Consider the following 23,904-nt stretch of genomic DNA (forward strand, 5'->3'; position numbering starts at 1 on the left):
CTGTCCCTCAGCCCTGGCTCTTCGAGGGGTCCTTGAGACCGATCGTGGCGAAGTCGAGCATGCCGGTCCACACCGGGTGGCCGTAGGCCCCGGCGATGTTGGTGCCGACCAGGATGGCGCGGCGCTGCCAGAGCGTCGGGACGGCCGGGGCCTTCTTGAGCAGGTCCTGGTCGAGGGCGAGCCAGGCCGCGTTGGCGTCCTTGACGTCGGGCATCGCGGCGATCTGATCGATCCGGTCCATCGTCGGCTGGTCCCGGAACTGGCTGTAGTTGCCCTGGTTGCCCTTCTCCTTGATGGTGCGTCCGTCGAAGACGAACGGCAGGAAGGTCGCGCCGGAGGGGTAGTCGGGACACCAGCCGGTCATCGAGAGGTCGGGGGCGTTCTTGGTGTCGCCGATGGTGTCGTAGTAGACCGACGGGTCGGCGGTGTTGATGGTGACCTGGATGCCCGCCTTGGCCAGCGACTGCTGGAGTGCCTCGCCGCGGGTCTTGTCGCCGGTGGAGACGGTCAGGGTGACCTTGAGGTCGCTCTTGCCGGTTGCCGCGAGCAGTTCCTTGGCCTTGGCCGGGTCGCCGGCCGGGGCGATCTTCAGCGGGTCGGCCCGGACGCCGTTCGTGAGCGCCGGTGGCAGGTAGGAGGTCGCGATGTCGGTCAGCGCCGGGCCGCCGAATGCGGTGACCTGGGCCTCCTTGTCCACGGCGTACATCATCGCCTCGCGGACCTTGGGGTCGTCGAACGGCGCCTTGGCGTTGTTCAGGTAGAGCATCTCGGTGCAGCCGGTCATCTCGGCCACCAGCCGGGACTTCACGTCCGTCTTCGGCAGCACCTTGGCCACCGACTCGGGGCGGATCTGCGGCCACTCGACGGCCGAGGCATCCGCGCCCTCGCTGGCGATCAGCCGGTCGTCGACCTGGCCGCCCTTGAGACCCTCGACCACCACGATCTTGTCCGGGTAGGCCTTGCGGACGGGGTCGGTGGCGGCGTCCCAGTTGGCGTTGCGCACCAGCGTCAGCTGCTTGCCGCGGTCGTACGTCTCGATCTTGTACGGGCCGGACGAGAACGGGCGCAGGTCGTACTGGGTGCCCTTCTCCTGCGACTGCGGGACGGCGGAGAACGTCGGCAGCGTGGCGGTGTAGGAGAACTCGGCGACCGGGCGCTTGAGGTGGAAGACGATGGTCTTCTCGTCCGGCGTCTCGATGGAGCCCAGGTGCTGGCCCGTCAGCGGGCCCTTGTAGCCGTCGGCGTCGGCGAGGTACTGGGCGGCGTAGTCGGGCCCTCCGGTGAGGTCGGGGGCGAAGGAGCGCTCGACGTTGTACTTCACGTCGGCGGCCTTGATGGGGTTGCCGTCCTCGTACTTGAGGCCGTCCTTGAGCGTGAACGTCCAGGTCTTGCCGCCGTCGGAGGAGCGGCCGAGGTCGGTGGCGAGGTCCGGCACGAGGTCGCTGCCGGCCGCGCCGGGCTCGGCCTTGAAGGTCACCAGGGTGCGGTAGAGCAGCCGGATGCCGAAGTCCATGTTGGGCATGGTCCAGTTGCGGGCCGGGTCGAGGTGGGCGAAGTCCTGGTTGGAGAGCACGGTGAGGGTGCCGCCCTTGACCGGCGAGCCGCCGACGATCGAGCCGGACGCGGCGCCCGGGGCCTTGGTACTGCCGCCCACGCCGCCGGCGCTGTCCTTGGTGGTCTTGCTGCACGCCCCGAGGCCGAGGGTGAGTGTCGCTGCGATCGCCGCCGCGAGGGCGGCATGGGTGCGCCTGGTCATGTGCAACTCCGCAGTGGGGGGCCAGAGTTCTCGGCCCGTGGTTCGCCCCGGGGCTGATCCGGGGCCATCGGGGGCGGCGACCGCCGGGGTCTAGCCGCTCCTCCGATGTGACCCGTAACATAGTAATGTGAAATTGCACTGGCAAGGGGTGGAGCGGCCCGTTACCGAGCTGTGTCCCTTCGATCCCCCAAATCCCGTGCACCGCAAGGAACATCAGCGCAGATCAGCAGCCCCCCGACCACCAAGGAGCCCGCAGCCGTGACCTCCTCCCCCCGACAGACCCCCGCCGTCCTCAACACCGGCAGCCACGATCTGCCCGTCTCCACCGCGCTGGACGCCTTCATGGGCACCGCCTGGGCCGCCACCCCCCTCCCCGCCGACCGGCGCGTCCCCGGCCACCAGCTCACCCCCGCCCGCCGCGCCCGGCTCTCCGCCGTCTTCCCCGGCGAGCGGATCGTCGTCCCCGCCGGGGAGTTGAAGGTCCGCAGCAACGACGAGGACTACCGCTTCCGCCCGCACAGCGGCTACGCCTGGCTCACCGGCCTCACCGGCGAGGACCAGGTCGGCCACGTCCTGGTCCTCGAACCGACCGGCCCCGAGGGCCACGAGCCCGTCCTGTACCTGCGCCCCCGCTCCCCACGCGGCGGCGACTCCCGCTACCGCGCCGAGTTCTACCGCGACCGGCGCTACGGCGAGTTCTGGGTCGGCCGGCGCCCCGACCTCGCCGAGGCCGGCCGGCTCACCGGCCTGCGCACCGAACACCTCGACGACCTCGGCAAGCTGCTGACCGGCCCTCAGCCCGCCACCCGGGTGCTGGCCGGCGTCGACCCCGCCCTGGACGCCGCCACCGCCCGCCCCGGCGACGAGCACGACCGCCAGCGCGACGGCCGGCTCGCCGCCGTCCTCTCCGAGCTGCGCCTGATCAAGGACGACTGGGAGGTCGCCCAGCTCCAACTCGCCGTCGACCACACCGTCAACGGCTTCGAGGACGTCATCCGCGCACTGCCCGCCGCACTGCGCCACCCGCGCGGCGAACGCTGGATCGAGGGCGTCTTCAACCTGCGCGCCCGCGCCGAGGGCAACGGCCCCGGCTACGACACGATCGCCGCCTCCGGCGCCCACGCCTGCGTGCTGCACTGGATCCGTAACGACGGCGCGCTCGACCCCGGCAAGCTGCTGCTGCTCGACGCAGGCGTGGAGACCGACACCCTCTACACCGCCGACATCACCCGCACCATCCCGCTCAGCGGCACCTTCTCCCCCATCCAGCGCCAGGCGTACGAACTCGTCCTGGCCGCCCAGGACGCCGGCATCGGCGCGCTGCGCCCCGGAGCCAGCTTCCGTGACTTCCACCGCGCCGCCATGCGGGTCATCGCCGAGGGCCTCGCCGACTGGGGCGTCCTGCGGATCTCCGCCGAGGAGGCCCTCCAGGAGGACAGCGGCCTGTTCCGCCGCTACACCCTCTGCAGCACCGGCCACATGCTCGGCATGGACGTCCACGACTGCGCCAGGGCCCGCGCCGAGACCTACCTCGACGGCGTCCTGGAGGAGGGCCAGGTGCTCACCGTCGAGCCCGGCCTCTACCTCCAGCCCGACGACGAGACCCTGCCCGTCGAACTGCGCGGCCTCGGCATCCGCATCGAGGACGACCTCGTCATCACCGCCGACGGCGCCCGCCTGATGTCCGGCGCACTCCCCCGCTCGGTCGCCGCGATCGAGGAGTGGATCGGCACCCTGCTCGGCTGACCGCACCGCGGCGCGGCGGACGCGGGAACGGGGAGGGTGTCCACCCTCCCGGGCGACGGAACCGGCGGCGGCGCGCGCCCCCGGGCCGGGGGTGCGCGCCGGGCGGATCAGGCCGGGCGGATCAGGCCGCTGCTCAGCCCGGCCGCGATCGCGGAGGTGCGGCTGTCCACGCCGAGCTTGTCGTAGATGTGCACCAGGTGCGTCTTGACCGTGGCCTCGCTGATGAACAGCTGCTTGGAGATCTGCCGGTTGGCCAGTCCGGAGGCCAGCAGCTGGAGGATCTGCGTCTCGCGCGGGGAGAGCGTCGGCCGGCCTGCCCGGACCCGGCCCAGCAGGCGGGCGGCGACCGGCGGCGCCAGCACCGTCTCACCGCGCGAGGCGGCCCGGACGGCTGCCGCGACCTCCTCGGGCGGCGCGTCCTTGAGCAGGTAGCCGGTGGCCCCCGCCTCGACCGCCGACAGGATGTCCGCGTCCGTGCTGTACGTGGTGAGGATCAGCACGGCCGGCGGGTCGGGCAGCGCGGTGATCCGCCGGGTGGCCTCCACCCCGTGCATCCCGGTACCCATCTGGAGGTCCATCAGCACCACGTCGGGCCTGGCGTCCAGCGCCTCCAGCACCCGCAGCGCCTCCGCCCCGTCGGCCGCCTCGCCGACGGCCTCCAGTTCGGGCAGATCCTCGACCATCGCGCGCAGGCCGCGCCGCACCACCGGGTGGTCGTCCACCAGCAGGACCCGGATCACCGGCCGCCCGCCTCGGTGAGCACCGGCTCCGCCGTCCCGATCGCCCGCAGCGGCAGCGAGACGGCGACGGCCGTCCCCTCCCCCGGGGCCGACTCCACCGTCAGGCTGCCGCCGAGCGCGGCGATCCGCTCGCGCATTCCGTGCAGGCCGAAGGTCGGGCGTCCGCTGCCGCGCGCCGCGTGCGGGTCGAAGCCGATCCCGTCGTCGAAGACGTCCAGGGTCACCTCGTCGTCGAGGTAGGTCAGGGTCACAGCCAGGCGCCGGGCCTGTGCGTGCCGGACGGCGTTGCCCAGCGCCTCCTGGGTGAGGCGCAGCAGGGCGACCTCCGCCTCGACCGGCAGCGGGTAGGGCTCCCCGTCCAGGTGCAGTACGGCGCCGGAGCCGGCGGCCAGCCGCCGCAGCGCCTCGGTGAGGGTGGCGTCGTCGAGCGCGGGCGGGGTGAGGGCGTGGACGAAGCGGCGGGCCTCGGCGAGGTTCTCGGAGGCCGTCCGGCCGACCTCGCGGATGCGTTCGGCGGCCGTCGCGGGGTCGGCGGGCAGTGCGGTGTCGGCGGAGCGGGCGAGCAGCACGATGCTCGACAGGCCCTGCGCGAGGGTGTCGTGGATCTCGCGGGCGAGGCGCTGCCGCTCGGCGAGCCGGCCGGCCTCGCGCTGAGTGGCCGCCAGTTCGTCGCGGGTGCGCATCAGGTCGTCGATCAGGCGCTGCCGCTCGCGGCTCTCGCGGTAGAGCGCGGCGTAGCCGTACGCGGTGAGCAGGGCGACCACGGCGCCGGCGACCGGGCCGATGACCTTGGCGGTGGTCAGGCCGCCGGGGGTGCCGGTCTGCGCGGCGACCACGATGGCCGTCAGCGCCAGCACCGCCGGGACGGCCAGGCGCACCGGGAGCAGGTGCAGGCAGACGAAGTAGAGCGGGAAGGCGAGGTAGCTGAACTCGGGGTGCTGGAGGGTCAGCGATATCCACAGCGCCGACACCGCGACCAGCCACACCCCGGCGCACAGGCGGGCCGAGCGGACCCGCTCGATCAGCCCGCCGGTGGCGTAGACGGCGGCGAGCACCACGGCGGCGGCCAGCCCGGGGCCGTCGAGGTCACCCCGGAGCACGGCCCGGACCAGCAGCACACCGAGCAGGGCGAAGAACAGCCCGTGCAGGGCGAGGTTCATCAGCCGCAGGGCGGGGGTGCGGGCGATGTGGCCTGGCCCTTCGGGCGCCGGCGGGTCGGTACTCGTCACGCCTTCCGAGGGTACGGGGTGGGGTGGGTGCCGCTGACCGGCGTGGCATCAATCGTTCGATGGATTCTGCGGTGCATCCCCCGCAGGGGGGCGGGCCCAGTCCTCTCCCTGATGGATCACGCGCCCCGTGCCGACAAGGTGGGAGTGCACTGCCCGACTCCCGCCCCACCAACCCTCCGCTCTCCTCACCGCCCCTTCCCGGGAAGGTCCCCCGTGTTCGTCGCTCTGCGTGACATCCGCTTCGCCAAAGGCCGGTTCGCCTTGATGGGCGCGGTGGTCACCCTGATCACCACCCTCGTCGTGTTCCTGTACGGCCTGACCGGCGGCCTCTCCTCGGCCGCTTCCTCCGCCGTCGCCGAACTGCCGGCGGACCGGATCGTCTTCGGCGCCCCCGCCGGGGCCTCGGCCACCGTCTCGTTCAGCAACAGCGCCGTCTCGCCCGCCCAGACCTCCGCCTTCACGGGTGCGCCCGGAATCCGCTCGGCACTGCCGCTCGGCATCTCGATGACACGGCTGACCGCGAGCGAGGCGGCGGCCGCGGTGAGCGTGCTCGGCGCCCCGGCCGAGCTGCTGCCGCCGCTGCGTTCGGGCTCGGCGCCGGCGGACGGTCAGGTCGCGGTCGGTGCCGCCACCGCCGCGACGTACCACCTGGCGGTCGGCGGGCCGGTACGGGTCGGGCCGCTGACGCTGACCGTCTCCGGCATCACCGAGGACCGCTCGTACAGTCACGCGGCGAGCGTCTGGACCGGCCTGGCCACCTGGGAGCGACTGAGCGGGCAGAACCAGCCGACCGTACTGGCGCTCGTCCTCTCCTCCGGCGCCGACCTCGGCGCACTGGACGCGGCGCAGGGCACCGCGACCGTCCCGCTGTCCGACGCGCTGAGCGGCATCAACGGCTACTCCGCGGAGCGCGCCAGCCTCCAGCTGATCCAGGGCTTCCTGTTCGCGGTGAGCGCGCTGGTGGTCGGGGCCTTCTTCACCGTCTGGACGGTGCAGCGCAGGCCCGACATCGCGGTGCTGAAGGCGGTCGGCGCGAGCAGCGGCTACCTGGTACGGGACGCGCTGGCGCAGGCGGCGGCCGTCCTGCTGGCCGGGGCGCTGCTCGGCGGGGCACTCGGCGGGGTCGGCGGGTTCTTCGCCTCCGCCTCGGTGCCGTTCGCGCTGAGCCCTGCGAGTGTGACCGTGCCGGTGGTGGCCATGGTGCTGCTGGGCCTGGTCGGGGCCGCGCTCGCCGTCCGCCGCATCACCTCCGTCGACCCCCTGGCCGCGCTTGGAGCGAACCGATGAGCACCACCACCGCCACCACCCGGATCCGTACCGGTCTCGCCCTGCGCGACGTCACCCTGACCTACCCGGACGGGGAGAGTCGGCTGACCGCGCTGGACGGCGTCTCGCTGGAGGTCGCCCCGGGCGAGTTCGCCGCCGTGGCCGGGCCCTCGGGCTCCGGCAAGTCCAGCCTGCTGGCGGTGGCGGCGACGCTGCTGCGGCCGGACCGGGGGCAGATCGTGATCGACGGCCAGGACGCGGGCGCGCTCGACGACCGGGCCCGTACCGCGCTGCGGCGCGAACGGCTGGGGATCGTCTTCCAGCAGTCCAACCTGCTGGCCTCGCTGACGGCGCTCGAACAGCTGCTCGTCCTGGAGGACATCCGGGGCGGCCGGCCCCGTGCCGCCCAGGAGCGGGCCCGCGAACTGCTCGCCTCGGTCGGCCTGGACGCCGCCAAGCAACAGCGCCGCCCGCACCAGCTCTCCGGCGGCGAACGCCAGCGGGTGAACATCGCCCGCGCCCTCTTCGGCAGCCCGTCCGTCCTGCTGGTCGACGAGCCGACCTCGGCGCTGGACCACGAGCGCGGCGCCCAGATCGTCGACCTGCTCGCCGCCGTCACCCGCACCCACCGCACCGCGACCGTGATGGTCACCCACGACCGCGACCTCCTCGGCCGCGTCGACCGCGTTCTGACCATGCAGGACGGCCGCCTCGGCTGAGCGGGCCGGGCCGGCTACTTCTCCGGGCCCAGCACGCTGTCGACGACGAGCGTGACCGGTGCCCCGACGGACTCCGGGAGGGTGAGCGACTGCCCTGGGTGGTGAACCGCGTGAACGCGATACTCGCCGTCACGAGGGTCCGTCAGCACCATGACCTTGCGGTTCTTCCGGTCCACGATCACATAGACGGGGACACCGGCACTGGCGTAGCCAGCGGGCTCGACCTTCAGATCATGGATGTGGTTGGAGGATGTGACCTCAAGGACCAACCGGAAGATCGACGGGTCATAACAGTTGTACTCAACGAGATGATCGCCAAAGTCTGCATCGACCACCGCGAGATCCGGGATCGCGTAGTCGGAAGGACCGTCGGGCAACCAGAGGCCGATCGCCTGGATTACGCGCGAGTCCTCACCGTGCAGCCCGGCCGCGATGAACGGGATCATGATGTCGGTCAACGACGCGCCGTGTGAGCCGTCGGGAGGTGGCGCCACGGTGATCTGTCCCCCGATGATCTCGACTCGGTAGCCGGCGAACCGGTCGGCGATCTGCTCGGCCATTTCGAGCAGGGTCGGCTGCTCGAAGGGCTCTTCCACTGCTGCGGCGGACATGGAATTCCTCCTGGCTGCCAGTGTCGAGACCATCATCGTAGGCTGCGGAACGGGCTGCGGAACGGGCTGCGGCCGGTCCCCCGCCCGTTCACCCGAACGGGTTTCGCAGCGTCAGCGGGCGCCGAGGCGCAGGGCGGGGCGTTCCTCGGCGGCGGCTTCCTCCCGGCCGGCGGCCCAGAGGGAGCGGACGTGGCCGAGGTGGCGGGTCATGCACGCCTCGGCCGCCTCGGCGTCGCCAGAGATCATCAGGTCGAGCAGTTCGAGGTGCTCCTCGGCCGAGGAGACGAGCTCCCCGCGCTGGTCGAGGCGGGTGAGGCCGTACAGGCGGGAGCGCTTGCGCAGGTCGCCGACGGTCTCGACCAGGCGGGCGTTGCCGGCCAGCGCCAGCAGGTCGAGGTGGAACTGCCGGTCGGCCTCCAGGTAGCCGATCAGGTCGTGCTTGCGGGCGGCCGTGACGATCGCCTGGGCCTGCGGGCGCAGGGCCTCCAGCTGTTCGGGGGTGGCCGTGCGGGTGACCCGGCCGACGGTCGGGACCTCGATCAGGGCGCGGATCTCGGTGAAGTCGTCGAGGTCGCGCTCGGTGAGCTCGGTGACCCGGAAGCCCTTGTTGCGGACGGCCTCCACCAGGCCCTCGCGGGCGAGGTCGAGCATCGCCTCACGTACGGGGGTGGCGGAGACGCCGAAGTCGGCGGCGAGCGCGGGGGCCGAGTAGACGACGCCGGGGCGCAGTTCGCCGGAGATGAGTGCGGCCCGCAGGGCATGGGCGACCTGGTCGCGCAGCCGCTCCTGGACGGAGATCAGGGTGCGGGCTTTGAGGTCGGCCATGGTGTTCCTCCGGATGGTTGCAGGACACCAGTGTACAATGTCACGTTACGTTGATTCTGCAACATTTCACGATTCGGACGGATCGTCAGAGAAGCCGACAAGCCCCCATGGTGACAGCACGCACCGCCCGCCACAACAGTCGCGCCCGCGCCGCCGGCGCCGAGCGGGGCGTGCGATCCGCCCGGCGCCGGGGCGCTACGCGGCGGCCTTCCCGATGACCTCGATCAGGCTGGTGACGCTGTCCGCGCCGCGCCCGGCCGCCATCCCCCGCCGGAAGAGCTCCAGTACGGCCGCCGGCAGCGCCCGGTCGACGCCCGACGCCTCCACGGTGTGCAGCACATGCTCGACGCTCGCCACCCCCATGGCCAGGCGGTCCACGTCCCCGCCGTGGTCACCGGCGTCGATCCGGGGCGCGTAGAACGCCAGGAAGCCCGGCATCAGCGACATCGTCGAGGTCGCGTACGGCAGGAACTCCCCGGCCGAGATTCCGTTGGCCCGAGCGAGCGCCACGGCGTGCAGATAGCCGAGCAGGCCGGTCCAGAACATGTCCATCTGGATCTGGTAGTACAGCGCGGCCAGCCCGGGGTCGACTCCCCGGTAGTCGGCCCCGGTGAGCACCTCCAGGGTGGCGCGGTGGGTCAGGAAGGCCTCCTCGGGGCCGCTGTAGAAGGTGGCGGACTCCGGCTTGCCGATGCCCGACGGAGGCACCTGAACCCCGCCGGTCAGGTGGACGGCGCCGTGCCCGGCCATCCAGTCGGCGGCCGCGCGGGCCTGCTGCGGGGTGTCCGAGCTGAGGTTGACCACCGTCCGCCCGGCCAGCGCCCCGGCGGCCGGCCGCAGGATCTCGTACATCGCCCGGTAGTCCGTCAGGCTCAGCACGACCAGCTCGTTGGCCGCCAGCGCAGCCTCCGCGGTGGGCGCAAGGACGGCGCCCCGGGCGACCAGCGGCTCGGCCCGGCTCGCCGTCCGGTTCCACACCGTCACCGGGTGGCCCGCGTCGAGGAACGCGGCCGCCATCGCCTGGCCCATCGGGCCGAGTCCGATCACGGTCAGCGACTGCTTGAAGCGCTTGGACATGGGAATCCCCTCCTCTAGAACGAACGCTCTATCTAGAAAGGAAGCTAGCACAGCCCTAGAACGAACGCTCTATCCGATTTCCGATAGAGTCCGGGTGTGAAGACGACCACCGGGCAGGACGACAGCACCGCCACCGCCGCGGCGCCGGGCACCCGCGAACGGCTCGTCAGGGCGACCTCCCGACTGCTGCAACGCCAGGGGTACGAAGGCACCGGGATCAAGCAGATCGCCCGGGAGGCCGAGGCCACGCTCGGCTCCGTCTACCACTTCTTCCCCGGAGGGAAGCAGGAGTTGGCCGCCGAGGCGATCCGGCACGGCGACCAGGAGTTCGCCGACCTGCTGCGGCAGGGCCTGGGCAGCGTCCAGGACCCGGCCGAGGCGGTGGCCGCCACCGGCCGCCTGCTCGGGCACCACCTGCGCGAGTCCGACTGGCTGGACGGCTGCCCGATCACGGCGACCGCGCTGGAGACCATCGGGCGCACGCCCGACATCCAGCAGGCCGTCGCCGAGGCCTTCGAGAACTGGCGCGGCATCGTCCAGGGCAAGCTTCGCGACTCGGGCCTGGCGGAGCAGGACGCCCACGAGCTGGCCTGGACGGTGATCAACACCCTGGAGGGCGCCGAGCTGGCCGCCCAGGTCTCCCGCAGCGAGCAGCCGTTGGAGGTCGCCGGCCGTCACCTGTCCAGGCTGATCGCGTCCTACTGCTGACCCCGACTACCCGCTACCGAGCCACCCGCTGACCCGCGCGAGGCCCACCGGGTACGCGAGCGGCCGGCCCGCCGGGGAGTCGCCCCCGGGCGGGCCGGCCGTACGTCGGGCCGCCGGACTAACCCCGCGCCCGCGCACGCCGGTAGAGCTCGGTGGCCACCGCGAGGTCCTGCCAGGCCATGCCGACGCCCTTGAACAGGCGCGGCCGGTCCATCGGCACCGGCGCCCCGCCGCCGACCAGCTCCGACAGGTTGTGCCAGGTGCCCGCGGCCGAGCCGGCCAGCAGCAGGTCCCCCGCCTCGCGGAGCGCCGCCGTCCGGGCCTCGACGTAGCACGCCGAGCGCCGGACGAGGGCGGTGTCGACCTCCCGGGCGTCCGGCTCGTGGGAGCCGACGGCGGCGACCGCCGCGTGGTCGGGCACCAGCCCGCCGTCGAACAGCGGGGTGCGCGCCGTGGTGCAGCACACCACCACGTCCGCCTCGGCCACCGCCGCGGGAAGGCCCGCCCGGGCGGCAAGACCCAGCGAACGGGCGTACGCCACCAGCTCCCCGGCGGGCCCGGCACTGCGCGAGACGACGGTGAGCCGGGTCAGCGGGCGGACGGCCAGCAGCGCGTCCAGGTGCCCGTACGCCTGCGGGCCCGCGCCGAAGAGCACCAGGTGCGAGGCGTCCGGCGCGGCGAGCCGGCGCAGCGCGAGGGCCGTCACCGCCGGGGTGCGCAGCGCGGTGAGCGCGGCGCCGTCGAGCAGGGCGAGCGGTTGCAGGGTGGGCCCGTCGAACAGCAGGTAGCTCCCGGTGATCCGGGGCAGGCCGCGTGCGGGGTTGGCCGGGGCGACGCCGGCGATCTTGACGCCCACGTAGGCCGCAGAGCCGGCCGGCATCAGCAGCAGCTCCCCCGCCGGGACGGGCACCGCGGAGCGGGCCGGGCACTGCTCGGGGTCGAGACCGTCGAGCAGCACTCGCTCCACGGCGTCCGCGGCCTCGGCCGGGGTGATGCGCACCTCCGGCGCGGGGGCGGCCTCCGATGTGGGGGCGGCCTCCGCCGGCGAAGTGCCCGGCGCCATCCGCAGGAGCGGCACGGCGACGGCGCCGGGCACGTAAGGGGTGGGACGGTCTGCTGTCATACCGCTGGGTCTCTTCCGCCGGATCGCTTCCGCTGGGTTCTCATGGTGCCCTGCACAACGCCTCGTGCCACGTCTGTCACGGCATCTCTCACGATCTCTCCCCCGGTGGCCCGCAGCTGCCCGCAGGGGTGGCCCTCAGCGGTGGCCCTCAGGTGAGCAGGAATCCGGTGCCGAGCGTGTCCTGCGGGTCGAGGAGGAAGCGGTGCTCCCCCGTCCGGTGGGCCGTGCCCGTGACCTCGGTGAGCAGGCCGTGCGGGTGCTCCCCGGCAAGCCGTCCGTGGAACACGCTGCCGATGATCGACTCGTGCCGCAGCTCCTCTCCGGGCGCCAGCATCCCCTCGGCGGCGAGCAGCGCCAGCCGGGCGGAGGTCCCGGAGCCGCACGGGGAGCGGTCGACCTGCCCGTCCGCGAACACGGTGACGTTGCGCTGGCTGGGCCCTGACGGGGTGTCGGGCAGGTCGTCGTACAGGATGACCCCGTAGACGCCGGACAGCCTCGGGTCCCGTGGGTGCCGGGTGGCGGGCTCACCGGCCAGGGCGGCGCGGATCTCCCGTGCGACGGCGGTGAGTTCGGGCAGCCGGCCGGGAGTGACGGACAGGCCGAGGGCGGCGGCGGGCAGCGCGGCGTAGCAGGCACCGGCGTGCGCGAGGGAGACCTCGACGGGCCCGCGCGAGGTGGCCACCGGCAGCTTCAGCGCGCTGACCGAGGCCGGTACGTTGCGGAAGGTCACGGCGGTGGTGCGCCCCGCCGCGCGGTGGACGGCGGCGGTGACCCGCCCGGACGGCACGTCGATGCGCACCCGGGCGACGCCGTCCTCGGGGGCGGGGACGAGCCCGGAGTCGACCGCCCAGGCGCCGAGTGCGATGGTGCCGTGGCCGCAGGCGGTGGAGTAGCCGTCCCGGTGCCAGAACAGCACGCCGAGGTGCGCCTCGGAGTCGTCCGGCGGCACCACGAAGCCGCCGTACATCCCGGCGTGGCCGCGCGGCTCGCGGGTCAGCAGCCGGCGGATGTCCTCCAGCGGGCCCGTCCGGGGCGCTGCACCGAGCACCGATCCCGCACCGCCCGTGCCACCCGTGCCGAGCGCGATGGCCCGGCGTTCGGCGACGCTGTCGCCGGGGATCGCGGGCAGGCCGGCGGTGACGATCCGGAAGGGCTCGCCCGCGGTGTGGTAGTCGACGGCGTCGATCCTCACCGGGCGCCCCCGGCCGGCAGCAGCGTGACGGTGCGCTCGGCGGTGTAGAAGTCCAGCGCGGCCCGGCCCTGCTCACGGGAGCCGTAGCCGGCGGCCTTGGCACCGCCGAAGGGCAGGTGGAAGTCGACGCCGCTGGAGGGGGCGTTGACGCGGATCATCCCCGCGTCGAGCCGGTCGGCGGCGGCCAGCGCGGTGTCCAGGTCGCGGGTGTGCACGGAGGTGGCGAGGCTGTGCCGGGTGTCGTTGGCGAGTTCCACCGCCTCGTCCAGGTCGGCGGCGCTCAGCAGGACGGCCACCGGGCCGAAGAACTCCTCGGTACGCAGCGGGTGCCCGGCCGGGACGTCGGCGAGCAGGGTCGGCTCGATGAACCAGCCGGCCCCCTCGGGCACGCCGCCGCCGGCGAGGACGGTGGCCCCGGCGGCCAGGGCGGAGTCGATCGCGGCGGTCAGCCGCTCACGCGCGGCCGAGGAGATCACCGGGCCGCAGACGGCGGCCAGCGCGGACGGCTCGGCCAGCGCGGTCAGGGCCTTGGCGAGGGCCTCGCGCAGCGGCTGGTGGGCGGCGCCGACTGCGATCACCCGGCTGGTGGCGGTGCACTTCTGCCCGGCGTACCCGGCGATGGCGTAGGCGAGCTGGCCGGCGGCCTGCTCGATGTCGGCGTCGGGCAGCACGAGGGCGGCGTTCAAGCCGCCCATCTCGGCCTGGACGGGGACGCCGCGGGCGGTGGTGGTGCGGATCACCGCCTGGCCGACGGCGGTGGAGCCGGTGAAGGAGACCACGTCGGCGCCGGAGATCAGCGCGTCGCCCTCCTCGGCACCGCCGGGCACGACGGTGAGGACGTCCGCGGGCAGGCCCGCGAGCTCGGCCAGCCGCAGCGCGCAGGCGGTGGCCTCCGGCGCGGGCTTGAGCACCACGGCGTTGCCCATGGCGAGCGCGGGGGCGGCCTTCCAGACCGGGATCGCCAGCGGGAAGTTCCAGGGGGTGATCAGCCCGGCCACGCCGTGCGGGCGGCGCCGGGTGAGCAGCAGGCCCTCGCCGGCGGCCGTCTCGTGGGTGGCGCCGGAGGGGCCGTACGGCGCCTGGGCGTAGTAGCGCCAGATCGCGGCCGTCCTGGCGACCTCGCCGCGGGCCTCGGCCGGCGGCTTGCCGACCTCACGCACGACGAGGTCGGCGAGCTCGTCCGCGTGGGCCTCGATCGCCTCGGCGGCCCGGGTGAGCGCGGCCGAGCGGGCGGCGGCGCCGGCGGCCAGCCAGCCGCGCTGGGCGGCGCGGGCCCGCTCGACCACGGCCCGGACGGCGGCTGCGCCGGGGGCCTGGACGGACACCACCAGGTCGGTGGGGTCGGCGGGGTTGTGGGACGTGACGGTCACAGCGGGAACCTTCCGGGGAACGGGACGGCGAGCAACGGGGCGGGCGGCAGCAGGGCATCCGGCGTCGGGACGTCCGGCGTCGGCGCGGCGGCCGGTCAGAGCAGGAAGCCGGCCGGGAACGGGTCGCTCGGGTCGAGGAAGTACTGCGCGGTGCCGGTGACCCAGGCGCGGCCGGTCACGGTGGGCACCACCGCCGGACGGCCGGCCACCGTGGTCTCCTCGACCAGGCGCCCGGTGAAGGTGGTGCCGATGAAGGAGTCGTTGCGGAAGTCCCGCCCGAGCGGGAGCTCGCCACGCGCGTGCAGCTGCGCCATCCGGGCGGAGGTGCCGGTGCCGCACGGGGAGCGGTCGAACCAGCCGGGGTGGATGGCCATCGCGTGCCGCGAGTGCTCGGCGGTGGAGCCCGGCGCGAGCAGCTGGACGTGGTGGCAGCTGTGGATGGACGGGTTCTCCGGGTGGACGGGCCGGTCGGCGGCGTTGATGGCGTCCATCAGGGCGAGCCCGGCGTCCAGGATGTCCTGCTTGCGCTCGCGCTCGAAGGGCAGGCCGAACTCGGCGAGCGGCAGGACGGCGTAGAAGTTGCCGCCGTACGCGAGGTCGTAGCCGACCGGGCCGTATCCGGGGACGTCGATCTTCTGGTCGAGCGCGACGGCGTACGAGGGCACGTTGCGGATGGTGACCGCCGTGGCGGCGCCGTCCCGGACGTGGACCTCCGCGGTCACCAGCCCGGCGGGGGTGTCCAGCCGGACGGTGGTGACGGGCTCGACCACCTCCACCATGCCGGTCTCCACCAGCACGGTGGCCACCCCGATGGTGCCGTGCCCGCACATCGGCAGCAGGCCGGAGACCTCGATGTAGAGCACGCCGAAGTCGGCGTCCGGGCGGGTGGGCGGCTGGAGGATGGCACCGCTCATCGCCGCGTGGCCGCGCGGCTCGTACATCAGCAGGGTGCGGAAGTGGTCCAGGTGCTGCTGGAAGTGCACCCGGCGCTCGGCCATGGTGGCACCTGGGATGACACCGAACCCGCCGGTGATGACGCGGGTCGGCATGCCCTCGGTGTGCGAGTCGACGGCGTGGAAGACGTGGCGGCTGCGCATGGATACGGCTCCGGTCGGTTGGGTGGCCGGGCCGGCTGCCCCCGCAGCCGGCCTCTGACTGGGCGTGGCACGGTGTGCCCGGGCCCGGTGTTACACGAGGCCCTCCGCCAGCGCCTTCTCGGTGGCGGCGCGGACGGCGGCCTCGATCTCCGGGGAGAGCGGCCCGCGCGGGGCGCGGGTGGGGCCGCCGGGGCGCCCGGCGATGTCCATCGAGAGCTTGATGGCCTGGACGAACTCGGTCTTGGAGTCCCAGCGCAGCAGCGGGTGCAGCGCCCGGTAGAGCGGCAGCGCGGTGTCGAGGTCCCCGGAAACCGCGGCCCGGTAGAGCGTCACGCAGGTCTCGGGCAGGGCGTTGGGGTACCCGGCGATCCAGCCGACGGCGCCGGCCAGGGCCAGCTCCAGCAGGACGTCGTCGGCGCCGATCAGCAGGTCGAGTCCGGGAGCCAGCTCGGCGATCTCGTACGCGCGGCGGACGTCGCCGCTGAACTCCTTGACGGCCACGACGGAGCCCTCGCGGTGCAGCTGCGCGAGCAGCTCGGGGACGAGGTCGACCTTGGTGTCGTAGGGGTTGTTGTACGCCACGACGGGCAGGCCGGCGGCGGCCACCTCGGCGTAGTGGGCGCGCACGGTGGCGTGGTCGGCGCGGTAGGCGTTGGGCGGCAGCAGCAGGACCGAGCCTGCGCCGGCCTCGGCGGCCTGCTCCGTCCAGCGGCGGGACTCCGCGCTGCCGTACGCCGCCACGCCCGGCATGACGCGGGCGCCGTCGCCGGCGGCCTCGACGGCGGTGGTGACGATCCGGGCGCGCTCCTCGGCGGTGAGGGTCTGGTACTCGCCCAGCGAGCCGTTGGGGACGACGCCGTCGCAGCCGGCGTCGATCAGGGCGCGGACGTGCTCGGCGTAGGCGTCGTAGTCGACGGAGAGGTCCTCGCGCAGCGGGATCGTGGTGGCGACCATGATGCCGCGCCAGGGGCGGGTGGTGTCGTGCTGGGTGAGGGACACGAGGTAACTCCCTTGGTGAGGTGTGACATTTTATAAGATGGCACAGACAGTGACAAGAGCCTGCGGGAAGTCGGCCGGGTCCCGGCGCCGTCCCCCGCAGGCCCGGGGTTCAGGTGGTCGGCTCCGCCGCCAGCTGGGACAGCGGGACGGGGCAGGCCAGCGGCCGGCTGTCGGCGCCCGGCCGGGGGTCACCGGACAGACAGGCCACCGCGGGGCCGCACATCCGGCCCTGGCACCAGCCCATACCGGCCCTGGTCAGCAGCTTGACCGTACGGGCGTCGCCGGCGCCGAGCTCCTCCACGGCCGCCCGGATCCGCTCGGCGGGGACTTCCTCGCAGCGGCAGACGTCGGTGTCCGGGTGCAGCCAGTGCGTCCAGCCGGGGCCGGGCCGGTGGGCCGCGGCCATCAGCTCGGCGAAGGCCCGCAGCCGGCTCCGGCGGCGCAGCAGCCCGGCGCGCGGCGCGCGGCCGGCGACGGCGTAGGCGGACAGCTCCCCCTCGGCGATCGCCAGGTCCGCGCCGCCCACGCCGCAGGTCTCACCGGCCGCCCAGAGGCCGGGCAGGCTGGTGCGCAGCCGGGCGTCGACCTTGAGCGCGACGGCGCCGTCCGGCGTGGCCCTGGTCTCGGCACCGAGTTCCGTGGCCAGCTCGATCTGCGGCACCAGGCCGTGGCCGACGGCGAGCGCGTCGCAGGCGATCCGCCGCTCGGTGCCGGGCACGGGCCGCCAGTTCGCGTCCAGCCGGGCCACACTCACCGCGGTCACCCGGTCGGTGCCGTGCGCCTGGACGACGGCACTGCGCCGCCGCAGCCGGCCGCCGTGGCGCAGCAGCGCCGCGCCGTGCACGGCGCCCTCGGTGAGCTTGCCGGGCACGGCGGCCAGCACGCCGGGGCGGCGGGCGTACCCGAGGTAGTCGGTGGCCTCCAGTACCGCGGGCACCTCGGCCCCGGCGGTGACCAGCGAGGACGCGGCGGCCAGCAGCAGCGGGCCGCTGCCGGCCACCACGATCCGCCGGCCGGGCAGGACCAGGCCCGCCTTGAGCATGGCCTGCGCGCCGCCGGCCGTGACCACGCCCGGCAGCGTCCAGCCGGGGAAGGGCAGCTGCCGCTCGTACGCGCCGGTGGCGAGCAGGACCGCCCGGGCACGGACGGTGGCGCGGGCGGTGGCCTGCGGGCCGAGCGTGGCGTGCAGCAGCCAGCTGCCGGCCGCAGGCTCGGCGCCTCCCGGACGCTCGGGGTCACCCGCACGCTCGAGGTCGGTGACGCGCTCCGCCGTCCAGATGTGGTGCTCGCGCAGGAAGTCGATCCGGCCGGCCGAGACCTGGGCCTCCAGCCGGGCGGCGAGCGCGGCGAAGACCGGCCAGCCGTGGTGCAGCCGGTCGGGTCGGGTGGCCCCGAGCCCCGGGGCCGGGTGGCGGTAGTACTGGCCGCCGGCCTGCGAGCCCGCGTCCAGCAGCGCGCAGCGCAGGCCCAGGTCGGCGGCGGTGACGGCGGCGCAGAGTCCGGCCGGGCCGGCGCCGATCACGGCGAGGTCGTAGTGGGGCGGACGCTCAGACGGCGAGGTCGGCACGGCCGTGGCCCTCCTGGCTGGTGACGCGGTCGCCGGGGCCGGCCGGGAGCAGACAGGTGCGCTGGTTGGGGCGGCCGTTGACGGTGGCGAGGCAGTCGAAGCAGGCGCCGATCCCGCAGAACGCGCCGCGCGGGCGGCCCCCGACCCGGGTGGTGCGCCAGGCCAGGATGCCCTGGGCCCAGAGCGCGGCGGCGATGCTCTGGCCGGGCAGCGCGGGGATCGGGCGCCCGTCGAACTCGATGGTGTGTGCGGGCTGGGGTTGCGCCCTGACCAGGGCGGCGGGGGTTCGGCGCATGGGGGCGTGGTCCGTTCCGGTCGGGGACGGCGGGGTCCGGTGGCGGTGGGCAGACGGCGGGCGGGTGGGCGACGACGAAGCGGGAGAGCGGACGGGCGGACGGGCGCTCAGGCCGCGGCGGGGAACCGGTCGGCCCGGAACGGGGTGAGGTCCAGCTCCGGCTGCTTGCCGGTCAGCTGCTCGGCGATCAGCAGCCCGGTCGCCGGGGCCAGCCCGATGCCCGCTCCCTCGTGGCCGCAGGCGTGGTAGAGCCCCGGCACCCTGGGGTCGGCGCCGATCGCGGGCAGATGGTCGGGCAGGTACGGGCGGAAGCCCCGGTAGGCGCGCAGCACCGACACGTCGGCGAGCACCGGGAACAGCTCGGCGGCCTGCGCCGCGAGCCGGCGCAGCACCTCCACCGACAGGGTGCGGTCGAAGCCGACCCGCTCGCGGCTGGCGCCGATCAGTACCGGTCCACCCGGGGTGCCCTCGACCACGGCCGAGGTCTGCAGGGCGGCCGAGCCGCTGGCCACGTCCGCGACGTAGTCGGCGGCGTAGACCTTGTGCCGGACGATCCTCGGCAGCGGCTCCGTCACCAGGACGAACCCGCGTCTGGGCAGGACGGGCAGGGCGACCCCGGCGAGGGCCGCCAGCTCACCGCCCCAGGTGCCGGCCGCGTTGATCACGGCGGGGGCGTCAAGCTCGCCGCGGTCGGTGCTGACGCCGGCCACGGCGCCCGCCCGGTCGGTGCGGACGGCGCGCACGCTCTCGCCGGTGCGCAGGACGGCACCGGCCTCGCGGGCCGCGCGCAGCAGATGCGCGGCGGCCAGGGCGGGCTGGACCTGCGCGTCCTGGGGGTAGTGGAAGCCACCGGCGAGGCTGGGCGCGAGGTGCGGTTCGAGGTCGTGCAGCCCGTCTCCGGGGATCTCCTGCGCGCTGACGCCGGCCACCCGCTGGGCGGCTGCGAAGGCGCGCAGGGCGTCCAGCCGGGCCGGGTCGGCGGCGACCACCAGGCCGCCCTTGGGCTCGTACTCCGTCGCGGGGCCGAGCGTCCCGGCCAGCTCGCGCCAGAGGCGGGTGCTGAGCAGCGCGAGGTCCAGCTCGGGGCCCGGCTCCTTGTCCGAGACCAGCAGGTTGCCCTCGCCCGCGCCGGTGGTGCCGCCGGCGACCGGCCCCCGGTCGAGGACGGTGACGCTGAGGCCGGCGAGCGTCGCGTAGTAGGCGCAGGCGGCGCCGACGACTCCGGCACCGACCACGACGACATCAGGGTGGGCTCTCTTGAACACGCCAGTAATATGTCACATTGCCATCGCCTTGCCAAGGCTCCCGCGTGCTCGGCCGCCACGCACGGCAGGAAGCCCCCGCCCCGCCGGTCGAACGGCGGAACAGGGGCTTCCGGGCGGGTGGCGCCGTCCGTCAGGTGATGTCGTCCATCTGCTCGGTGCGGGCGGCCGGCACCGGCGCGGCGGAGGCCGCGACCGGCTCCGAGGAGGCGATGTCCTCGACCGAGAGGTCCAGCTTCGAGGCCTCCTCGTCGTCCAGCCCGAAGTCCGGGTTACGCCGCGCCCTGCGGCGGTCGTTCAGCAGCGCGATGCCGACCGCGACGAAGTACAGCACCCAGAGCGGCGCGGCCAGTGCCAGCATGCCCAGCGGGTCCGCGCTCGGGGTGGCGAACGCCGCGAACACGGTAATGCCCATCACCATGCCGCGCCACCAGCCACGCAGCCGCTGGCCGGGCAGGACGCCGACGAAGTTGAGCATCACCAGGAACAGCGGCAGCTCGAAGCCCAGGCCGAACACCAGGACCATCCTGGTCACCACGTCCAGGTAGTCCTCCACCGGAAGGATCGGGGTCACCCCGGTGCCGGCGAACCCGATCAGCACCTGCGCCGTCACCGGCATGACCAGGTACGCGAAGGTCGCGCCGGCCAGGAACAGCGGCGTGCCCGCGGCCAGGAAGCTCAGCGAGTACCGGCGCTCGTGCTTGTGCAGGCCGGGCGCCACGAACTGCCACAGCTGGTACAGCCAGACCGGGGTCGCCGCCACCAGGCCGGCCGTGAGGCTGACCTTCAGGACGACCGTGAACGGGGTCAGCAGGCCGATGTTGGCCACGCTCGCGCAGTGCGTGTCACCGGGCAGCGGGCTGCCGTCCGGGCCACAGCGGGGCAGCGGCGCGGTGAGGAACTGGAGCAGCGGCTTGTTGAAGTACGCCGCGACAGCTGTGAACAGCAGGATCACCAACAGCGACTTCACCAGCCGGTTGCGCAGCTCGCGAAGGTGCTCGGCGAGGGCCATCCGCCCCTCAGGGTCCTTGGGCGACTTCGCCGCCTTGGAAAACTTGCTCAACCCCGGTCCTCAACTCGTGCGTCGAAGCCCGCCGGTCGGCGGGCTCCAGCTGTGCCGCGCATCGCTCAGCGGGGCGGTGCGGCGTCCTGCGGCTCGGCCACCGGCCGGGCGTCCGTACCGGCGGCACCCGGCGCGGCCTTGATCGTCTTCGGTGCGGGCACCACGGGCTCCTCGGCCGGCGCCGCGGACCCGGCGTCCGCCCCCTCGGCGCGCATCGCCTTGGTCTCGCTCTTCAGGATCCGCATCGACTGGCCCAGCGAGCGCGCCAGGTCCGGCAGCCGCTTGGCGCCGAAGAGCAGAATGGCAAGAACCACGATCACCAGGATCGCGGTCGGCGAGATCCGCATGCTCGACCACCTTCCTCATCGCGGCGGCACCCGGCCGCCACTACTGATGGAACGGGGCAGGCCCGGACCCCGCGCCCGCCGCGGGCGATGGTAACCGCCACGGGTGACACCGGGACGACCTCCGCCCTCCCAAGGACAACGGCCCCCTGCACAACCGGAAGCCACCGTCAGAGCGTAACGCGCCCTCACCCGGGCGCAGCAGCCCCGGGGCCACGTGCAGGTGAAGTTTGGCCGCCACCGGGCGGACGAGGCCGCCATCCGCGGGACACCACAGGCCTCACCCGCGCCAGGCCGTCACAGGCGCCGGCATCCGCACGGGCGCCCGCTCCCGCGCTCAGCGCACCGGCGCGGCGGCGGCCAGCTGCCCGGCCGCCTCCGCCAGCGCCCGCGAGGCGCCGTCCACCTCCCGCGCCAGCGCCCGGACGTCCAGCCACAGCCGGCAGGCGAGCACACCCAGCACCAGCAGGCCGGCGGTGGCGAGGAGAACGGCGCAGACAAGGGTCCAGGACATGGCCGACAGCCTATCCGGGCCGGCCCACGGCGCCCGCCCGCGCCCGCGCCGCATCCGCCCGCGCCACCAGGGCAGCGGCCCGCGGGCCCGGCGGCCGCCGGGCCGCCACTACCCCTCGGCCGGGACGAGCCGCATGGTGCGCACACCCGCGGCGCTCAGCGCGGCGACGATCTTCTCCCCGGCCGGCTTGCGGACCCCCGCGTCACAGAGCGGGCAGGCGAAGCTGTAGTACGCGTGCGCCGGCGTGCGGCCGAGCGTCAGGCGGAAGTCCTCCACCGGGAGCTCCACCTTCTCCCGGCACTCCGAGCAGTAGACCTTGAATCTGGTGCCCGGTTCCATCGCTCAGACCTGCCCGTCCCGGTAGCCCGCCAGTGCCTCCAGCGCCGCCGCGCGCGCCTGCTCGGCGAGCTCCGGCGGGGAGACGATCCGCCCGTCCCGGCCCAGCCGCAGCGCCAGCGGCCGCAGGCCCGACGGGTCCGCGCTGCGCAGCGTGATCCGCAGGCCGCCGTCGGGCAGCTCCTCGGCGCTGTCGTGGGTGTAGTACTCGGCGACCCAGCGCCCGCCGGAGCCGACCTCGACGACCACCTCGGGATCGTCGGCGGACGGGTTGACCAGGCCGCCGGAGAGGTCGCGCGGCTCCAGCCTGGGCGGGTCGGAGGGGGTGTCCAGCACCTTGATCTCGGCGACCCGGTCCAGCCGGAACATCCGGCGGTCCTCGGAGACCCGACACCAGGCCTCCAGGTAGGTGTGGCCCTCGGTGACCAGGCGGATCGGGTCCACCTCGCGCTCGGTCATCCCGCCGCGCCCGTGCGAGTAGTAGCGCAGCCAGAGCCGGCGGCCCTCGCTGAGCGCGCGGTCGATGTCGGCGAAGACGTGGCTCTCGGCCTCGAAGGTGACGCCGACCCGGGCGCTGCCCTCGGCGCTGTCCCCGGCCGCGTTCTCGATCTTGGCCACGGCCCGGGTGAGCGCCTCGCGGTCCCGCTCACGAAGCCCCGGCAGGCCCGCCACCGCGCGGGCGGCGACCAGCAGCGCCGTCGCCTCGTCGGCGGCCAGCCGAAGCGGCTGCGCCACGTCGTCGACGTTGTGCCACCAGATCCGCTCACCGTCGGTGTCGATGTCCAGCAGGTCGCCGCCGCGGAAGCTGGTGCCGCACATCGGCAGCACGTTGAGGTCGCCGATCAGCTCGCGCTCGGTGATGCCGAAGGCACGGGCCACCTCGGCCACCTCCGCTCCCGGGCGCTCGCGCAGGTACGTGACCAGCGAGAGCATCCGGCGGGTCTGGTCGATCGCGTTGCTCATGCCTGCTCTCCCACGGTCACAGCACCGGTTGATTCCAGTCCGGCCACCGCGCGCAGCCGGTCGATGACGTCCGCCCGCAGGTCGTCCGGGCCGAGCACGACCAGGTCCGGGCCGAACTCCGCGAGGTCGGCGCCGAGCCCGTTGCCGTACGGGATCTCCAGCTCGTCCCACACCTCGTCGATCCGACGGGTGCTCAGGGCCTTGGTGCGCAACGGGAACCCGGCGCCACGGCGCAGCCGCACGGTGGCGGTGGCGGTGGCGCCCTCACCGGCGAAGGTCGCCACGTACGCGCGCACGTCCACGTGCTCGGGCACCTTGCCGCTGAACGCGCCGTTGCGGGAGCGGACCTTGCCGGTGATCCGGCTGAGGCGGAACACCCGGGCGTCCTCGCGGTCGCGGTCCCAGCCGGCCAGGTACCAGTGGCCGCGCCAGCACTCCAGCGCCCAGGGCTCGACCGCACGCTGCTCCACGGCCGAAGCGCCGGCCTTGCGGTACTCGAAGCTGACCGGGCGTCGGTCGCGGGCGGCGGTGAGCAGCGGCTCGAAGGCCGCCTCGCGGGCGGGGATGCGCGGCTCCAGGGCGCTGTGGCCCTCCCCCTCGGTGAACGGGATGCCGGCCGCGCGCAGCTTCTGCAGCGCGCCGCTGGCCGCGCCGGACATCTTCGCCTGCTGCCAGACCCGGGCCGCCAGCGTGAGCGCGGCGGCCTCCTCGGCGTCCAGCGCGATCTCGGGCAGCCGGTTGCGGTCGGGGCGGGCGAGGTAGCCGAGCTCGCCGTCGAGCGAGTTCTCGTCCACGTCGATCACCAGGCCGAGTTCGCGCAGGTCGTCCTTGTCCCGCTCGAACATCCGGTTGAAGGCGTCCTCGCTGCCGTTCTGCCAGGCTTCCCGGTAGGCCTCGACGGACTCGCGCAGTTCCTTCTTGGAGAGCGGTCGTCTCGTGTTCATCAGGCACAGGGCGAGATTCATCAGCCGCTCTGCCTTGGCGATCGCCATCGCTGACCCTTCCGGTGTGCCGCGCAGCGCGCGGGGTGCGCCCGCCGGGCCTGCTGTGACCCGGCGGACCCGACCGTACCGGTAGCGGCACCGGCGGCGAAAGCCGAGCC

Annotated in this window: 24 protein-coding genes; 4 read left to right on the top strand and 20 right to left on the bottom strand. The window is 74.2% G+C overall.

Features of this window, described 5'->3' with window-relative positions:
• Positions 1 to 7 precede the first annotated feature (7 nt).
• Positions 8 to 1,756, bottom strand: a complete 1,749-nt coding sequence (locus ACIBH3_RS19880) for an ABC transporter substrate-binding protein (RefSeq protein WP_396313313.1) — start codon at positions 1,754 to 1,756, stop codon at positions 8 to 10.
• Between the two features lie 342 nt (positions 1,757 to 2,098).
• Here ACIBH3_RS19880 and ACIBH3_RS19885 point away from each other — a divergent pair, with 342 nt between their 5' ends.
• Positions 2,099 to 3,502, top strand: coding sequence for an aminopeptidase P family protein (locus ACIBH3_RS19885; RefSeq protein WP_396313415.1), 1,404 nt, complete (start codon positions 2,099 to 2,101; stop codon positions 3,500 to 3,502).
• 107 nt (positions 3,503 to 3,609) lie between these two features.
• Here the strand turns inward: ACIBH3_RS19885 and ACIBH3_RS19890 are convergent, their stop codons facing one another.
• Positions 3,610 to 4,242, bottom strand: a complete 633-nt coding sequence (locus tag ACIBH3_RS19890) for a response regulator (RefSeq protein WP_396313314.1) — start codon at positions 4,240 to 4,242, stop codon at positions 3,610 to 3,612.
• On the bottom strand, positions 4,239 to 5,471 hold the full coding sequence (locus tag ACIBH3_RS19895) for a sensor histidine kinase (protein ID WP_396313315.1): 1,233 nt from the start codon (positions 5,469 to 5,471) through the stop codon (positions 4,239 to 4,241). The genes ACIBH3_RS19890 and ACIBH3_RS19895 overlap by 4 nt, the downstream gene beginning before the upstream one ends.
• 213 nt (positions 5,472 to 5,684) lie before the next feature.
• On the opposite strand from ACIBH3_RS19895, the gene ACIBH3_RS19900 reads away from it, so the two are divergent.
• Entirely contained in the window at positions 5,685 to 6,758 is a 1,074-nt protein-coding gene (locus tag ACIBH3_RS19900; RefSeq protein ID WP_396313316.1) for an FtsX-like permease family protein, read from the top strand.
• The gene (locus ACIBH3_RS19905; RefSeq protein ID WP_396313317.1) at positions 6,755 to 7,456 is read left to right on the top strand and encodes an ABC transporter ATP-binding protein; all 702 of its coding nucleotides are present in this window, start codon (positions 6,755 to 6,757) and stop codon (positions 7,454 to 7,456) included. Before ACIBH3_RS19900 ends, ACIBH3_RS19905 begins: the two co-directional genes overlap by 4 nt.
• A 14-nt stretch (positions 7,457 to 7,470) precedes the next feature.
• Here ACIBH3_RS19905 and ACIBH3_RS19910 read toward each other — a convergent pair whose 3' ends face one another.
• The 3 genes from ACIBH3_RS19910 to ACIBH3_RS19920 all read right to left on the bottom strand — a co-directional run bounded on the left by ACIBH3_RS19910 (position 7,471) and on the right by ACIBH3_RS19920 (position 9,969).
• Positions 7,471 to 8,067: a Uma2 family endonuclease gene (locus tag ACIBH3_RS19910; protein WP_396313318.1), complete on the bottom strand. Its 597-nt coding sequence runs from the start codon at positions 8,065 to 8,067 to the stop codon at positions 7,471 to 7,473.
• A gap of 111 nt (positions 8,068 to 8,178) precedes the next feature.
• Entirely contained in the window at positions 8,179 to 8,892 is a 714-nt protein-coding gene (locus ACIBH3_RS19915; RefSeq protein ID WP_396313319.1) for a GntR family transcriptional regulator, read from the bottom strand.
• Positions 8,893 to 9,087: 195 nt separating this feature from the next.
• On the bottom strand, positions 9,088 to 9,969 hold the full coding sequence (locus tag ACIBH3_RS19920; protein ID WP_396313320.1) for an NAD(P)-dependent oxidoreductase: 882 nt from the start codon (positions 9,967 to 9,969) through the stop codon (positions 9,088 to 9,090).
• A gap of 96 nt (positions 9,970 to 10,065) precedes the next feature.
• Here ACIBH3_RS19920 and ACIBH3_RS19925 point away from each other — a divergent pair, with 96 nt between their 5' ends.
• Positions 10,066 to 10,677, top strand: a complete 612-nt coding sequence (locus tag ACIBH3_RS19925; RefSeq protein ID WP_396313321.1) for a TetR/AcrR family transcriptional regulator — start codon at positions 10,066 to 10,068, stop codon at positions 10,675 to 10,677.
• A 118-nt stretch (positions 10,678 to 10,795) separates the two neighbouring features.
• Here the strand turns inward: ACIBH3_RS19925 and ACIBH3_RS19930 are convergent, their stop codons facing one another.
• The 14 genes from ACIBH3_RS19930 to ACIBH3_RS19995 all read right to left on the bottom strand — a co-directional run bounded on the left by ACIBH3_RS19930 (position 10,796) and on the right by ACIBH3_RS19995 (position 23,794).
• Complete coding sequence (locus ACIBH3_RS19930) at positions 10,796 to 11,800, bottom strand: ornithine cyclodeaminase family protein (protein ID WP_396313322.1); 1,005 nt, start codon at positions 11,798 to 11,800, stop codon at positions 10,796 to 10,798.
• A gap of 148 nt (positions 11,801 to 11,948) precedes the next feature.
• Positions 11,949 to 12,992 carry a proline racemase family protein gene (locus ACIBH3_RS19935; RefSeq protein WP_396313323.1) on the bottom strand — a complete coding sequence of 348 codons (1,044 nt, stop codon included), beginning with the start codon at positions 12,990 to 12,992 and terminating at the stop codon, positions 11,949 to 11,951.
• Entirely contained in the window at positions 12,989 to 14,362 is a 1,374-nt protein-coding gene (locus tag ACIBH3_RS19940; RefSeq protein WP_396313324.1) for an aldehyde dehydrogenase family protein, read from the bottom strand. Before ACIBH3_RS19940 ends, ACIBH3_RS19935 begins: the two co-directional genes overlap by 4 nt.
• A 95-nt stretch (positions 14,363 to 14,457) precedes the next feature.
• Positions 14,458 to 15,459 carry a proline racemase family protein gene (locus ACIBH3_RS19945; protein ID WP_396313325.1) on the bottom strand — a complete coding sequence of 334 codons (1,002 nt, stop codon included), beginning with the start codon at positions 15,457 to 15,459 and terminating at the stop codon, positions 14,458 to 14,460.
• A gap of 90 nt (positions 15,460 to 15,549) precedes the next feature.
• Positions 15,550 to 16,413 (bottom strand): dihydrodipicolinate synthase family protein, encoded by an 864-nt coding sequence (locus ACIBH3_RS19950; RefSeq protein WP_396313416.1) that lies wholly within the window; start codon positions 16,411 to 16,413, stop codon positions 15,550 to 15,552.
• A 154-nt stretch (positions 16,414 to 16,567) separates the two neighbouring features.
• Positions 16,568 to 18,025 (bottom strand): FAD-dependent oxidoreductase, encoded by a 1,458-nt coding sequence (locus tag ACIBH3_RS19955; RefSeq protein ID WP_396313326.1) that lies wholly within the window; start codon positions 18,023 to 18,025, stop codon positions 16,568 to 16,570.
• Positions 18,006 to 18,320 (bottom strand): (2Fe-2S)-binding protein, encoded by a 315-nt coding sequence (locus tag ACIBH3_RS19960; protein ID WP_396313327.1) that lies wholly within the window; start codon positions 18,318 to 18,320, stop codon positions 18,006 to 18,008. Before ACIBH3_RS19960 ends, ACIBH3_RS19955 begins: the two co-directional genes overlap by 20 nt.
• A 107-nt stretch (positions 18,321 to 18,427) precedes the next feature.
• Positions 18,428 to 19,585 carry an NAD(P)/FAD-dependent oxidoreductase gene (locus ACIBH3_RS19965; RefSeq protein WP_396313328.1) on the bottom strand — a complete coding sequence of 386 codons (1,158 nt, stop codon included), beginning with the start codon at positions 19,583 to 19,585 and terminating at the stop codon, positions 18,428 to 18,430.
• A 130-nt stretch (positions 19,586 to 19,715) separates the two neighbouring features.
• Entirely contained in the window at positions 19,716 to 20,594 is an 879-nt protein-coding gene (tatC, locus tag ACIBH3_RS19970; RefSeq protein ID WP_396313417.1) for a twin-arginine translocase subunit TatC, read from the bottom strand.
• Between the two features lie 116 nt (positions 20,595 to 20,710).
• Complete coding sequence (tatA, locus tag ACIBH3_RS19975) at positions 20,711 to 20,992, bottom strand: Sec-independent protein translocase subunit TatA (protein ID WP_396313329.1); 282 nt, start codon at positions 20,990 to 20,992, stop codon at positions 20,711 to 20,713.
• Between the two features lie 334 nt (positions 20,993 to 21,326).
• Complete coding sequence (locus ACIBH3_RS19980) at positions 21,327 to 21,503, bottom strand: hypothetical protein (protein ID WP_396313330.1); 177 nt, start codon at positions 21,501 to 21,503, stop codon at positions 21,327 to 21,329.
• Between the two features lie 108 nt (positions 21,504 to 21,611).
• A complete protein-coding gene (locus tag ACIBH3_RS19985; RefSeq protein ID WP_396313331.1) occupies positions 21,612 to 21,842 on the bottom strand; it encodes a hypothetical protein in 231 nt (76 codons plus the stop codon).
• Between the two features lie 3 nt (positions 21,843 to 21,845).
• Positions 21,846 to 22,802, bottom strand: coding sequence for a helix-turn-helix transcriptional regulator (locus ACIBH3_RS19990; RefSeq protein WP_396313332.1), 957 nt, complete (start codon positions 22,800 to 22,802; stop codon positions 21,846 to 21,848).
• A complete protein-coding gene (locus ACIBH3_RS19995) occupies positions 22,799 to 23,794 on the bottom strand; it encodes a helix-turn-helix transcriptional regulator (protein WP_396313333.1) in 996 nt (331 codons plus the stop codon). The genes ACIBH3_RS19990 and ACIBH3_RS19995 overlap by 4 nt, the downstream gene beginning before the upstream one ends.
• Positions 23,795 to 23,904 lie beyond the last annotated feature (110 nt).

The sequence above is a fragment of the Kitasatospora sp. NPDC050543 genome (assembly GCF_044457565.1).
Lineage (GTDB): Bacteria > Actinomycetota > Actinomycetes > Streptomycetales > Streptomycetaceae > Kitasatospora.

Excerpts from the sequence above, each read along its gene's own strand:
- ACIBH3_RS19880 (WP_396313313.1), bottom strand. The coding sequence starts at position 1,756 with ATGACCAGGCGCACCCATGCCGCCCTCGCGGCGGCGATCGCAGCGACA.
- ACIBH3_RS19885 (WP_396313415.1), top strand. The coding sequence starts at position 2,099 with ATGGGCACCGCCTGGGCCGCCACCCCCCTCCCCGCCGACCGGCGCGTC.
- ACIBH3_RS19905 (WP_396313317.1), top strand. The coding sequence starts at position 6,755 with ATGAGCACCACCACCGCCACCACCCGGATCCGTACCGGTCTCGCCCTG.
- ACIBH3_RS19910 (WP_396313318.1), bottom strand. The coding sequence starts at position 8,067 with ATGTCCGCCGCAGCAGTGGAAGAGCCCTTCGAGCAGCCGACCCTGCTC.
- ACIBH3_RS19915 (WP_396313319.1), bottom strand. The coding sequence starts at position 8,892 with ATGGCCGACCTCAAAGCCCGCACCCTGATCTCCGTCCAGGAGCGGCTG.
- ACIBH3_RS19920 (WP_396313320.1), bottom strand. The coding sequence starts at position 9,969 with ATGTCCAAGCGCTTCAAGCAGTCGCTGACCGTGATCGGACTCGGCCCG.
- ACIBH3_RS19930 (WP_396313322.1), bottom strand. The coding sequence starts at position 11,800 with ATGACAGCAGACCGTCCCACCCCTTACGTGCCCGGCGCCGTCGCCGTG.
- ACIBH3_RS19945 (WP_396313325.1), bottom strand. The coding sequence starts at position 15,459 with ATGCGCAGCCGCCACGTCTTCCACGCCGTCGACTCGCACACCGAGGGC.
- ACIBH3_RS19950 (WP_396313416.1), bottom strand. The coding sequence starts at position 16,413 with ATGGTCGCCACCACGATCCCGCTGCGCGAGGACCTCTCCGTCGACTAC.
- ACIBH3_RS19960 (WP_396313327.1), bottom strand. The coding sequence starts at position 18,320 with ATGCGCCGAACCCCCGCCGCCCTGGTCAGGGCGCAACCCCAGCCCGCA.
- tatC (WP_396313417.1), bottom strand. The coding sequence starts at position 20,594 with ATGGCCCTCGCCGAGCACCTTCGCGAGCTGCGCAACCGGCTGGTGAAG.
- tatA (WP_396313329.1), bottom strand. The coding sequence starts at position 20,992 with ATGCGGATCTCGCCGACCGCGATCCTGGTGATCGTGGTTCTTGCCATT.
- ACIBH3_RS19980 (WP_396313330.1), bottom strand. The coding sequence starts at position 21,503 with ATGTCCTGGACCCTTGTCTGCGCCGTTCTCCTCGCCACCGCCGGCCTG.
- ACIBH3_RS19985 (WP_396313331.1), bottom strand. The coding sequence starts at position 21,842 with ATGGAACCGGGCACCAGATTCAAGGTCTACTGCTCGGAGTGCCGGGAG.
- ACIBH3_RS19990 (WP_396313332.1), bottom strand. The coding sequence starts at position 22,802 with ATGAGCAACGCGATCGACCAGACCCGCCGGATGCTCTCGCTGGTCACG.
- ACIBH3_RS19995 (WP_396313333.1), bottom strand. The coding sequence starts at position 23,794 with ATGGCGATCGCCAAGGCAGAGCGGCTGATGAATCTCGCCCTGTGCCTG.